We start from the raw sequence: 13,535 nt of genomic DNA on the forward strand, positions 1-13,535 counted from the left end.
ATATTTATCAGTATGATGCAGTTTATCAAACCTTTTTGACCAAAGTCGATGTGATCGAATAAATCAGTGTTTCCTTAGATCTTCCAGGTCTACCTCGCGTTCAGGTAAAATTTCTTTGGTATTAAAATTAAATTGAATCAGCGATGTAACATGATGAGAATCTAAATAAAATTTTCCGGTATTATCAGTATTAGAAACCGGATCATGAACATCGGCAATCACATAAATTAATTCTTGGATCTCTTCGTTTGATAATGTTATTGAATAAGTATCAAAGAAATGATCCGGAACAGGTGAAGAATTAAATGCAAATGTTTCTAATCCCAGAACAGCACCAATCGCTTGTGCTAGCCCTCCTCCTAAGGAATGTCCAGTCACAGTAATTTTAACGTCAGGATGCCGGCCGACTACATCTTGAGCAAATCTAAACGCATCTTTAAATTGATCACTGACTGTACCAATTCCTATGGCGACATCTGCAATCGCATCACGAGCAGTATCTTCCAGCTCCTTAAATGAGCACGGAAAATCGCAAGTTTCAGTGCCACGAAATACCAGTGCTAATTCATTGGTATCACGGTTTTTATAGACACCGGCATCCATTCCGGAACTTTTCCCGTTGGATTCTATTAACTCCCAAGAATCAACCGTAACATTATCAAAATCATATATTGCATCAGCAAGTTTCGCATAGGGGATAGACCGCCCCAGCAAATCGACCGCACGACGCTCATGAGGAGGTAACATGCCATATGGTTTCCAAGTGGTGTTAGGGACATATCCGGGGTTGCTGTATAGGGCGACAGTTGTCAATTCAAATACCGAAACTGCATCATCAGTATCCATATCGGTATCCGTCACCCAGCCCAAACTAACGGTGTAGCGTTCGGTACCATAAAGCTTGGGAACATCGATCTTGGGTAAAGTCAGTACCCCATTGAGAAATGAAAAGGTAGGACTATGCGTCTCGAAAGTATCGTCAAACTCCACACTCAACAATTTAAACCGGTTTGGATTATCCACTCCCAGCCATTGTAGTGATGCTTTGTATAACTGATCACCCGATGAATCGGTCACAATGATTTTTTGCAAACAGACAAGACCATTCGCTTCCAGAAAAGTGGCCGGTGCAGTCAAATTCTTACACTCATCCGGCAATGCCTGCACCATTGGTGCAGCAACCATCAGAACGGAAAAACTGACTATTCTGACAAAATACGAATTCCAGATTTTCATAAGTCACTCGCTATTAAGTGGTTTGATTAAGTCTTAGCAGTTTAATCATAATCAAAACCTATGTGAATACATTGCCAATTATTATTGTAAAACTAAACAAACCACCTCATTCCATCAGCACTCCGCTTGATTCTCCTTGCACATTGATCCATAAGGCAAACCCAGCGCACTCGGCCATTCAGGCTCTTCTTCACCTTCCAACATACCGATAGTCGGTGCGCTACCTACAGCGATACAAAACTCACCGATGATGCTGACCCGCCATATAATCGAACGGACAGCCAGTTTTTGGATTCAACACATGGCCGTAGCGTACACCAGTCGCGTCGAAATGTAGCAGTAGTCGAGATATGCCTCCACCCAGATACCGACCCCATGGAAAATCCCGGTATAACTAAGCGAAGGTATGCAATGGGCAGGTATTCATTAATTTTTCTGCAAGAATCAATCCTATCCCGAAAGCAGTAAATTTCAGGATCGACTATTGCAGTTTATTTTATAACCATCGATCTATTACCGCACAGATGCAATCAACTACCAGCAGGCATGTTCCCCGACTCACACTTGCACCACATACTAACTAACAAAATAAATCCCATTTATACTAGGACAATTTTGGTATAAACGAACCATAAAAACGTGAGGGATTTTATAAATCCAAGTGTTATACTTTTTCTGCTTTTGATTGAATGGATACAAGAAAAAGTTTTTACAATCTCATTTTAGGAGTTTGGTATGCGAAATAGTTCCCGACAAAAAGTATTAACGATTATTACAATGGTTTCATTGGGGTTTGGAATTGAAACTGCCAGTGCGAGTACCTCTTTTGGTGCTTGGTATCTTAATCCAATCAATCCAACTGAAGCTATTGCAGATTTTGGCAATAATGATATTAACGGACTTTTCGAAGATCATATTCCTTTCAACTTGCCAGTAGGCTATAGCGGTTTTGGTGGCGATAGTGTGATAGTAGGTTTCGCGGGGAGTTTCGATCTAACTTTTTCTGAATTTAGCTTATGGGATTTAACTGATAATACACTTATAGCTACAGATGATGGATTTACTGATCTATCACAGTGGTTTAAGTTTTCTGGTCCTTTACCTCATAGCCATTCGTACGAACTGGTACTAAAAGGCAACTTACTTGATGGCTATACGAATGGTTCATATGTTGGGGACTTAACGATTTCTGCAGCAATACCAGAACCAGAAACTTACGCCATGCTGTTGGCCGGTTTAGGCTTGCTCGGAATTAGGCTCACTGCAGAAAAGAAAACGTTTGATTTAGTTTAGCTTAGGAGTCGTGAAAAAATAAGAGTGACAATTGAACGCGTCTGGCTGGATGCAATGCAAGGCGAGAGGAGGAGTCATAGCAAGGCTATGTCGACGACGAACAACGCCGCAGTGTGCCCGCCAGATGTGATCCAAGTGTTACAGTTATTTATGAACGACTCCTTAAGTGTATTTCGGACGGCCCCGCATCTTGGCGGGGCTTTTTTTAAATTAACAATCCGTTATCTCAATCCAAAGTCGCCAGCACACACCAAGCTTCTCTGATCAAATCAATCATCAACACTCACGCCATCAATGAGCCGCCGGATTCTCCCTGTACATTGACCCATAAGTGCGGCAACCCAAGTGCATTTAACCATTCAGGTCCTTCTTGACCTTTCAGCATAGCGATAGTCGATGCGCTGCCTGCAACAACGCAAAACTCACCGATGACGCTGACCGCTGCCATGTCATTGACCGGCCAGCCGTTTTTTGGATTCAACACATGACCGTAGCGTACGCCATTTAAGGTAATACACCGCTCATAATCTCCGCTGCTTGCCAGCGCGCCGGAATGCAATAATAGTGTTTGCAATAAACCGTCGGGGTTACGTGGATGGCGTATCGCGATACGCCAGGGACTGCCGTCATCATGCGGACCGATAATTTTGATGTCTCCACCCAGGTTAACGATACCATGATTAATCCCAGCATTCCGGCATAACGAAGCGGCGCGATCGACGGCGTATTCCTTGACAACCCCGCCAAAATCGATCTCCATACCGGGAATAGTAAATGCCAGAAGCGGCCGTTGCCAATTGATTTTATGCCAGCCTATCATTTCGAGCAGAGATGCAATCGTTTCCTGATCCGGTATGGCTCCCGACTTAAAATCCCAGGCGCGGCGCAGGATCCCCGAAGTAACATCAAATAAACCATCACTTTGTTGATAACAGGTGTCTGCATAATCGAGTAACCCGGCAGTTTCATCATCCACACGAATATGACCGCCTTGTGCCGCAATACGGTTAATCTCAGATAAAAAACTGTCTGCGCGGTAGCGGGAATATTTTGCTTCCAGGCGATACACATCATCCATAGCAATTTTGGCTGCACGCTTCGCTTTCTTAGCACTGCTAGCATAAAGCTGAATCGAACAAGGCGAACCCATCGCTTTAAAATCGTAGTGATAATACTTTAGGTGAGCCATGCAGTTACATTCTGTGTAACGCTATAAAAACTATAATAGTTTTGGAAAAACAGATTTCATTTTCACCTAAAACTGGTAGCTCCAGGTAGCCGCAAGCGCACCCTGCCGGTCCAGCTGAAATCCGTTGAAATCACTTTTGACCGGCTGTATCCACTCGAAACCAAAGCGGTTACCGGCGAACCGACCGCCAGGGATCCTGGCGTTCAACCCCAACCCGACATCCCAGAATTGTCCGCCATAATTCGCGGGAAAATCCATCGGACCAATACGCGCACTAAATTGATTAAAGTCTCGCTGTATCGCATCTTGCCAAGTGTACACGCCACGTGCGGACGCAGTCAGCCAATGGGTTAAATCATAACCGCCCCAGGTTGTCGCCTGAAATAGATCGCCCAAACGATAACCGGATTTATTTTGATCTTCCATGCGTTTGACACCACTCAACTGCGTACCCCAAGACCAGCGGCTCCTTTCCCCGGCATAGGTCAAACTCGGGGTGAAATCCCAAGTACCGCTACCCAATTGCATACCAAAATGAATCAACCCGCCATCCGCTTGGTGCGTACGCCGTACTTCGATATCCACTTTTCCGGTCGGTGCACTGAATCCCAGATTCGCATGAACACGATGTCCAGGAATATTCAACAGCTTAATCAGTGATGAAAAATAGGTATCGCCTACGGCACCGGTTTCATGCCCCGCTGCGCCATGATGACCATGTGCACCCGAAGTATTAACTTTTGCTCCGGCTAATTGGCGCAGATTCATGTCCATATCCATAAAGGTTGGCATCAACATCACGTTGAACCACTTGGTCGGTGCGTACATCAGATCAACCATATGCATACGCATATCCATAAAGGCGGGAGTAAATTGACACGAACTATTCCCACACCCTTGATCGATGATGGTTTGATCACTCACTTTATGGGTACCATGCATCATATTTCCACCGGTCCAGTTGTACATAAATCCATACCCCGCCATAAAATCCCCGGGTTTATCGAGCATATGACCAAACATAATGCCCGCAGGAGGAATTTTGTGATCGTGATGCGAGGCCGCATGACGATGTGATTCGGAAGATCCGCCTGAACCACCTATCGGCAGCGAAGTGGTCGGCTCAATATCAAACCTAACCGCCGCATTCGCCACATAATAATCAAAATCAGCAAAACTGTTATTTCCGCCATTACCAATCTGCATCGAACTGGCGCGCGTATAGTATTCAAAGCCGGTTTCCAATGCGATGCCTTTGCCGAGCATTTTGCTTAATACCACGCCGCCGCTTAATGCGCCAAACCCCGCCAAGCGGTGATCACTGGAAAAATTATCGGGTAATTTTCCAGCATCAAATGACTTCATTATCGGTTGCGGATTAACCAAAAGCCCATCGACTGGATTACCGTTCTGATCAACCAGACTATCAAGCGAGTTGCCAAAATACTGGATAGCAGGGTTTTTCCCATCAAACCAGACTTGTCGTCCGAGACTATCGGTTTCTTGTCTCCGGAAAGCTTGTTGAGAGAATAAATAAGGACGGTAAAAACTTGCAGAATCTTGTGAATAATAACGAACCCGCGGCGTCAACGTCCATCCGCTTCCAACCGGTTGCACCCAGCTTGCATCAAAGGTATGCGTATTCACACCCCAATCATCTACCGACAACCTGTAGCCCAGGTGCAGCGCTGCATTAAAGGGATTAATGTAGTGAATGTACTTTGCATTTAAAGCTACTTGGTTACGAATGTCAGGGCGTTGTTCAATGAACGCGCGTACATCACCGGTGATTAAATTACTATTTAATTGATTCGGATCAATAAAAATGATCGATGTCGCTTTGTAAGGATTTTCCAGAAATCCATTGCTATGCGTATAGCCGATATTGGCATCGATCAATGCATTCTTGCTCAAAACCTGAGTTAACCCAACATTTGCGATCCAATCCTGGCGATTACCCCGCAAAATCTCGGAACCGCCACGATTTACAATTTGCTGTGTATACGCAGTTTTAGTGATATACGGAGATGAGTCGCCATCGAGAATTGCGCCGACTTGACTGTGCGTATAGCCGCCTCCAAATTTAACACTGGTCAGTTTCTGATTAAAGTCCAGGCGAGCACCCATGTTGCCAAAGCTCGATTGATAGTCTCTTTCTCTGGAAAATCCCCCTCCCACGTTCAGAGCCGATTCATTCCATTCATGACTCAAACCAAAATTGGCTTGGCGGCGTGTTTCCGGAGAAGCAGACGATAGGACGAGTACGGATCGAGTATCAACAACGCCCGTTGATTGTTTAGTAAGCGGGTCCGTTCCAATGGGATTTAAATCGCGGTCTAAAAGTATTGCGCTATTCAGAATAGGCGAGGCACCGACCACTACTCCATTGACAGTATAGGGACGATTACCGCCATTGGTAGCCAATGGCGTTGTAGTGACGGGGGTTGCGCCTGACCAAGTATCTTGCGTATACCCAAAAGAAAATTTGGTGCGATCGGTAAGAGAAAAAATGCCACTGCCATGCAAAACATCGGCACTGATTGGTTTTAAGTTATTCGGGGCACCATAGAGATTACGCTCACCTTCCTGGTAGCGGCTATACTGGAAATTGATCCGATCTGTTCCTGCCGCGTGCCCTGGTGTGATTAACAAACCCGGCAATACCAGTGCCGCCGAGGTTAATGCTTGCAGCGTAGTATTTCTTGGCTTTGCAGACTGTATTTCCGGATCTTTTAAATGATGATTGCTGCCCGGGCGTTGGGGCATACTATTTCGTTGCATATTTTATTGACCTAAAGAAAACAGCTTCTGGCAGGGTCAGTTTAGTAACAACCGCAACCACCACCCCCTGAAGAAGACTTATGGCTTGGAGCCGCTTCGCGGCTACTGTAATTGTGCGATTGTATTTCACTTTGCAGCGGGTGTGGATCCAATTCCATCTGCGATTTTGCCAGATTTCCTCGTTCCCAGGCATTCACGTGGATACAACCGGCCGACAACCCAATACCTATTACAAGTACTAATTTGACTAAGACATACTGAATCTTTTTCATGCTAGTCAAAATAATCGTTGTCATTCCTAGGGATGTTCCATCACAAGCTGCGTAATTAAAGCACGCAATTCTTCCGTTTCACCCGGGCGAAATCCTTGGTGTATATGGCGAATGGTTCCTTTCCGGTCTATGACATACGATGTTGGCATCGCCATCACTTCAAAAACCTTGGCACATTCTTTATTTGAATCTGCAACAATGGAAAAATTAGCCGGATACTTAGCAAGAAATTCCTGTGCATCTTTGATTTTTTCATCCAGATTGACACCGATCACATGCAGCCCTTTATCCTTCAAATCATGATCCAGTTGATTTAAAAAAGAAAAGGATTTTACACAAGGCGGACACCACGATGCCCAGAAATCCACATAAACAACTTCCCCTTTCAGCTCTTGTAAATTATGCGCAGGGCTACCATCCAATGTCGTCAATACACAGGAAGGTGATATCTGATCCAGATGCTCCGCAAATGATGCGGTTGCAAACAAACCCAGTATTGAAGCGATCAGAAATAATAATTTTGTTTTTTTCATTGTGTAGCTACCTAAACGATCTTAAAGAAAAATTGTGTGATTCAAACAATAAATATGGCCATTACTTAAATTGTTGAACAACAATTACCGTTCCCGTGTGTATGGGCGGCGTATCAGCAGTCTGGCAATGATAGGACACTAAAAAAGATCGTGCGCCCTCACCAGTTTTATTGACTAGCAATTGATATACACCTTTTCCACCCTGCACTTTAATCTCAGGACTGAAATCATCATCTCCTGAAATCGGATCGGTAGTACTGTTTGCTAGGACTCCTTTAATTATTTGCAGACTAACCAATAAGTTATCTTGTGGTGGCGACGTATCTCTAATACTGGCAACTAAGTGATCTGTCTTCCCAACATCATCTAAACAAGTAACCAACGCATAACCGGTAAAGTTCGCGACATTGCCATTAGGGTCCATAGTAGCACCGGCATCATCCGCACTACTGACACCTCCATAGCCTAATGTACACACCAGCATAAAAATACTGATTAATAATTTTTTCAGAGTTCTGGATTGCATAATTGACTCTCCTTATGTCGTTAAGTGACTCATAGACTATCTATAAACCACACCATTGCAGCTATTTGACCTTATTATCCTTTTCAGACATACAAATAGCAATGTGACAAAATGTCGCACCTGCAACAATAAAAATTGACAAGCGTGCAGCAATCACTTGTCGATTCTTATTGTTGCGGTGAGCCGCAAAGAAGCTTTCTTCTGATGCAGTAATTTACGGCTACGGCAAAGGCCAGACTTGCTGTCCGTTGAATTTTATTGGCATATCGCGATTAATCTGCGCAGCCGATGGCTTCACTTCAACAGCGACACCCGCACCGCCGCATGAGGAGGGCAGTGGATTTGCCACAAGATCGCGCGTGATAATAAATGATGCGGGACCATCGTCAGTCGTACTCACACGATCATACGGCGTACCGAGGTTGTTATGGGTCCATAATTCAACAGTACCTTCTTTGAAGCCACTTACATTGGTCACTTCGCAGATATCAATAATGGACACATAGATTTTTACGCTACTGGCGCAGGATGTGGGCGCAATGCTAGCTGCCGTCAATCTGAAGGGAAGCGCCACGTTCAAATTAGCCGGCATACCGTCTCCTCCACCCGCCCAGAATCCCACAACATTATTATTTGAGGTTTTTTCATCCATTGCAGCAAAGGAGCGATCCAGAATCAACTGCGCATTATTTCCATAGTTGGTTAAGAAGTCAGTCAGTGGACCGCTATGAGGTGCCCCTCCCACGAGAATTGTTGAATCCACACCGTCAGGAAAAACAACTGAGGTCCCGATAGTACGTGTGGTGTCAGTACAAGAATGGCCTATCATGACGTGATTGATGCTTCGTGTGCCTTCAACCGCCGTTGGAACATTCAATCGGGTATGCGCCAGCACACTTTGCCCCAAACCCATCAGTATGATGCCCGCCAATGCGCGTGTAAGTAATTTCATTTTGTTCATAATTTTATTGATACTCTAAGAAATATTATAAAAATAGTTGTGTATAACACTTTAATAAAATTGATAAGTTTGACTACTTATCATTACTGGTAATACAGGCTGCGAGTATCTTTCTTCTTGCAATAAAAAACAATGCGACAAAATGTCGCATGCCTTTATCTACTTTTCACAAATCAAAGAACAAATTACTTAACAATATAATTGATATATGTTTTATAGTTAAATTTTCACACTATGCAATTCTATATTTATTCATGCTGCGACAATTTGCCGCATTATCAACGCCGCTTTTCTTACTTACAATTCTAGAACTCCAGCCAAAATTAATAAAGATTTCTGGTTTTTTTAAAGATTAAATGAGCATGCTTTCTCCAACGGATTTCAACAACCGGAAGCACCTAATAAAAAGCGCTTCTTAAAATTTAAACGTAGCATTTTTAAGAAAATAAAAAAACCATTCAACGTAAACTATGAATCAATCTCCTTCAAATATTCTTGGAAAAGCTTGGCTATACTGCACCGTGTTTCTGACCGGCGCCGCTGTCATGGTGATAGAGCTCCTGGGTACACGTTTGATAGCACCTTTTTATGGTGCTAGCCTGTACGTTTGGACTTCTCTGATTTCTGTCACACTGATTGCTTTGGCTTTAGGGTACTATTGGGGTGGCATCTGGGCAGACCGAACCAAATCAGGACTGTCACTCATCATCGCCATAGCGGGATTGCTAACAATCATCATTCCCTGGCTAACGGGGCCAGTTTTACTCGCTACCGATCCTTTGGGACTTCGTTTAGGTAGCTTTTTGAGCACATTAATATTGTTCTCACCCAGCCTGATCATGCTCGGCATGGTCGGACCTTTTGCGGTTAAGTTATCAACGGCCACCTTAGCAAAGGTGGGCGCCAGCAAGGGTTCCATCTATGCGGTCAGTACGGTAGGCAGTGTAATAGGAACCTTATTCCTCGGCTTTTATTTATTTCCATTGATCGGTTCGCGTGAAATTTTTATTGGCTTGGGGGCTGCACTGTTTCTACTGGCCATCGTCGTTGCTTATATTGAACATCGGTATTTAAAATCAACGAAGACCATAGTACCTACCGTCTTATTAGTTATTATTGGCATTGGGTTATATCCGCAAATCGCTAATTCGAATCAAGCGGAATCTAATGAATTTTTTCAAACCCGTTTTGAACGCGAAAGCCTATACGGCTGGGTTCGAGTAATCGATAAGCCTGAGGAAAACATACGCTTACTGACTGTAGATGCCTCAACGATCGGTGCAGCCAGTATCAGTCACGGCGAGAACCTTCTAGCCTATCAAAAAATTGTGACACTACTACCCGCTTTAGCTCCCAAGATGAAACACGCTCTTTTGATTGGCCAAGGAGCGGGGCATATGGCGATGACCTTGAAAGAGTATGGCATAGTAACCGACACACTAGAAATAGACCCGGCTGTCGCCGAAGCTGCCATTAAATTCTTTGGTTTTGTACCGACAGGTAAAACGATTATTGGCGATGCACGCTATAAAATTCGTCAGCTTAAAGGCCCCTATGACTTAATCATCCTGGATGTTTTTACGGGAGGCTCAGAACCAACACATTTACTGACTGTTGAAGCATTAGCTCAATTACAGGGCTTATTGACTGACCAAGGGATTCTTGCGCTTAATTTTGTTTCATTTCTGGATAATGGTCAAAATGCAGCACTGGCTTCCGTGGCAAAAACACTGGCCCAAGTCTTTCCGCATCAACAAGTATTTATTGCTGATCCGGACTCTGACTTCAATGATTTTATTTTTCTTGCCACCAATCACGCAGTGAATCTAAACGATGAATCATTCCCTGATAGCCATCGCACTTGGTTAAAACAACGGCTGGTGAATATTGATCAATCGCAGGGCATGGCGCTGACCGACAATCTCAGTTCGCTTGAGCGCTTGCAGATCCGTAAATCCGAGCACTATCGGCGAATGATCATTGATTTAGTGGGAACCAGTCATTTTATCCGCTAACGGAAAAAATACGTTCGTAGTAGCCCTAATCCACTGGTCCACTGTGCAACATCTCCGCCGCATGCTGACGTGTTGTCTCGGTAATGTTGACACCGCCCAGCATCCGTGCAATTTCTTCCACACGTTCCTGTTGGTCTAAGATATTTATCTTACTAATTATCTGCTGATTCTCTATTTCACCCGCAGATTTAACGACTTGCCATTGCTGGTCTCCCGTTGCGGCCACTTGCGGCAAATGTGTAATGCATAATACCTGGCGTTCTTTTCCCAGTTTCTTTAATAAATTACCGACAGTTTCAGCAACTTGTCCGCCAATCCCAACATCAACTTCATCAAAAATGAGCGTTGGCACCACGCCAACTTTGCTGGTTATGACTTGTATTGCCAGACTGATACGTGACAATTCGCCGCCCGAGGCTACTTTTGCCAGAGACCGTAACGGTAATCCTTTATGTGCTGCAACCTGAAATTCAATCTGCTCCAAACCATTCGCATTACCCTGCTCCAGTGACGTCAATGCCACAGAGAATTCCCCTCCAATCATTGCAACCATCTGCATCGCAGCACTCACCTGCTGGGATAATGCTTTACTGGCTTTTTGACGTGCGGCGCTTAATTCTTTAGCTTGTTTGTGATACCCAGCCTGCGCATCGGCTTCAAGTGCTTGTAAATGACTGATATCTGAATCTGAACCCAACGTTTCCAGTTGATGCGTAATCGTCTCAAGCAATTGCGGCAGCTCTTCCGGTGTAACACGAAATTTTCTCGCTATTGTATGAACCGCTAACAGCCGTTGTTCAATATCTTGTAAAACCTGAGGATCCAAATCCAGGTGCTGGTGGTAGTGTTTCAGTTCGTAAACACTTTCTTGTAATTGAATTTGCGCCGAATCCAAAAAATCGGTGATTGTTTTAAGCTGACTATCATACTCAAGCAAATTTTGCAGTTGCCCATTCACGGTATTAATCTGTGCCAGTACCGCATTTTCACGCTCGGATAATACATCTATTCCCATTTCCGCCGCTGCCTGTAAAGCAGCCACATGAGATAACCGGCTTTGGTCTGCCTGCAATGCCTGCCATTCTTCAAGCGTAAAATTTAGCGCTGATAATTCGTGCCGCTGCCAATCAAGTTGTTCGCGCTTGTCGCGTGATTCCACCGCTCGTTGTTCCATCGCAATTCTTTGCTGATAGCACTCTTGCCAGTTTTGGTAAGCCGTTTTGACCGCGCGCGCCAAATCACCGCACGCGGCAAAGGCATCAAGCAGTTCGCGTTGCGCATCTTTCTGCAACAGAGACTGGTGTGCATGTTGGCTGTGGATGGCTACCAGATGTTCGCCTGCACTGCGCAGTTGCTGCAATGTCACCGTGTGCCCATTGATATAGCTGCGCGAGCGGCCGTTGGTTTCAATAATACGGCGCATCAGACAACTATCCTGATCACCTTGCAAGTCATTTTCATCTAGCCAATGCAGTAGCCCCGGCAAACGGCTGATATCGAATGTCACATTGATTTCAGCACGCTCACAACCCAGGCGTATCTGACTGGTATCGCCGCGCTCCCCCAAAGCAAGCATCAGTGCGTCGATCAGAATGGATTTTCCCGCTCCCGTTTCTCCGGTCAACACCGTGAAGCCGGGCATAAAATCCAGTTCAATCCGGTCAACAATGACAAAATCTTTGATGGCCAGGTGTTTTAGCATAATTGCACATTCTGTGGAGTCATCAGGGAAATTCACTCCAACCCAGTTTTTCTCTTAGCATCCGATAATAACTGTGATTCACCGAATGTAACAGCCGCACTGTTTTGGGAAAACGCCGCACGACAACACTGTCTGTCTGCTCCAGATCATAACAAGAATGACTGTCACAATTAATGCGCACATTGACCGCACTTTGCATCTGGATTTCAACACTGGCATCCGGCCCGATGACAATCGGACGGTTGCTGAGCGTATGTGGACAAACCGGAACCAACGCAATCAGATCCAGACCGGGGTGTAGGATGGGGCCACCAGATGATAGCGCATAGGCTGTTGAACCGGTCGGCGTGGTTACGATCAATCCATCAGAACGCAGTGTATTCACATATTCGTTATTGACCTTCACCTCAAACTCAATCATGCCACTGCTCATGCCGCGATACAGCACTACGTCATTAAGTGCCAAGCTACCGAAAACACTGGCGCCGTCACGAATAATTTCAGCATATAGCAACATGCGACGTTCCGTGGTGTAATTTCCTGCCAGTATTTCATCAAGTGTTTCAAACATGGTGTCCACGGATAAATCGGTGAGGAAACCAAGCCGCCCTTGATTAATACCGATTAACGGCACATCATATGAAACCAGCATGCGGGCGATATTTAACATCGTACCGTCACCACCCACAACAACGGCGAGATCGGCCTTCTCACCAATCTCTTCCAGGGACAGCACTGGATATTTGTCACTACAAATATGTGATGCTGTGAGATGATCAAGCAGGATCTTATGATTCTTCCTCGTTAGATACTCGGCAAGATTGAGAAGCGGTAGCGCGATTTCCGGATTTTTATGTTTACCGATCAACGCAATAGTTGTAAATGGCGAATTCATTACTTGGGTTATCGTTGGCTGTTATTGATTGTATTGGGATTAGAATTAAATATAAACGTTAAATTACCGTTAAAAAATAGGTTAGTTAACAAGCCAGCCAGGCAAAGTTGTATAAATAGCCTTTTACACACA

At 44.6% G+C, this 13,535-nt stretch carries 11 protein-coding genes; 2 read left to right on the plus strand and 9 right to left on the minus strand.

Annotated features, from left to right (window positions below):
• Positions 1-63: 63 nt before the first annotated feature.
• Positions 64-1,236 carry a lipase gene (locus K2P83_RS00005; protein WP_292925799.1) on the minus strand — a complete coding sequence of 391 codons (1,173 nt, stop codon included), beginning with the start codon at positions 1,234-1,236 and terminating at the stop codon, positions 64-66.
• A gap of 735 nt (positions 1,237-1,971) precedes the next feature.
• Between K2P83_RS00005 and K2P83_RS00010 the strand changes: the two genes are divergently transcribed.
• Entirely contained in the window at positions 1,972-2,529 is a 558-nt protein-coding gene (locus K2P83_RS00010) for an FxDxF family PEP-CTERM protein (RefSeq protein ID WP_292925800.1), read from the plus strand.
• A gap of 283 nt (positions 2,530-2,812) precedes the next feature.
• On the opposite strand, the gene K2P83_RS00015 is transcribed toward K2P83_RS00010, so the two are convergent.
• The 6 genes from K2P83_RS00015 to K2P83_RS00040 all read right to left on the minus strand — a co-directional run bounded on the left by K2P83_RS00015 (position 2,813) and on the right by K2P83_RS00040 (position 8,782).
• A complete protein-coding gene (locus tag K2P83_RS00015) occupies positions 2,813-3,718 on the minus strand; it encodes an FAD:protein FMN transferase (RefSeq protein ID WP_292925801.1) in 906 nt (301 codons plus the stop codon).
• A 66-nt stretch (positions 3,719-3,784) separates the two neighbouring features.
• A complete protein-coding gene (locus K2P83_RS00020; protein WP_292925802.1) occupies positions 3,785-6,484 on the minus strand; it encodes a DUF3570 domain-containing protein in 2,700 nt (899 codons plus the stop codon).
• Positions 6,485-6,540: 56 nt separating this feature from the next.
• A complete protein-coding gene (locus K2P83_RS00025; protein WP_292925803.1) occupies positions 6,541-6,795 on the minus strand; it encodes a DUF4266 domain-containing protein in 255 nt (84 codons plus the stop codon).
• Positions 6,796-6,797: 2 nt separating this feature from the next.
• A complete protein-coding gene (locus K2P83_RS00030) occupies positions 6,798-7,304 on the minus strand; it encodes a TlpA disulfide reductase family protein (protein WP_292925805.1) in 507 nt (168 codons plus the stop codon).
• 61 nt (positions 7,305-7,365) lie between these two features.
• Positions 7,366-7,830, minus strand: a complete 465-nt coding sequence (locus K2P83_RS00035) for a hypothetical protein (protein ID WP_292925806.1) — start codon at positions 7,828-7,830, stop codon at positions 7,366-7,368.
• Between the two features lie 220 nt (positions 7,831-8,050).
• Positions 8,051-8,782, minus strand: a complete 732-nt coding sequence (locus K2P83_RS00040) for a hypothetical protein (protein WP_292925807.1) — start codon at positions 8,780-8,782, stop codon at positions 8,051-8,053.
• Between the two features lie 479 nt (positions 8,783-9,261).
• On the opposite strand from K2P83_RS00040, the gene K2P83_RS00045 reads away from it, so the two are divergent.
• A complete protein-coding gene (locus tag K2P83_RS00045; protein WP_292925808.1) occupies positions 9,262-10,806 on the plus strand; it encodes a fused MFS/spermidine synthase in 1,545 nt (514 codons plus the stop codon).
• Positions 10,807-10,831: 25 nt separating this feature from the next.
• Here the strand turns inward: K2P83_RS00045 and recN are convergent, their stop codons facing one another.
• Together recN and K2P83_RS00055 are read right to left on the minus strand one after the other, a co-directional pair.
• Positions 10,832-12,508, minus strand: a complete 1,677-nt coding sequence (gene recN, locus K2P83_RS00050; protein WP_292925809.1) for a DNA repair protein RecN — start codon at positions 12,506-12,508, stop codon at positions 10,832-10,834.
• A 22-nt stretch (positions 12,509-12,530) separates the two neighbouring features.
• Positions 12,531-13,403, minus strand: coding sequence for an NAD kinase (locus tag K2P83_RS00055; RefSeq protein WP_292925810.1), 873 nt, complete (start codon positions 13,401-13,403; stop codon positions 12,531-12,533).
• Between the last annotated feature and the right edge of the window lie 132 nt (positions 13,404-13,535).

Origin of the sequence: Nitrosomonas sp., assembly GCF_019752415.1 — a bacterium.
Classification (GTDB): domain Bacteria; phylum Pseudomonadota; class Gammaproteobacteria; order Burkholderiales; family Nitrosomonadaceae; genus Nitrosomonas.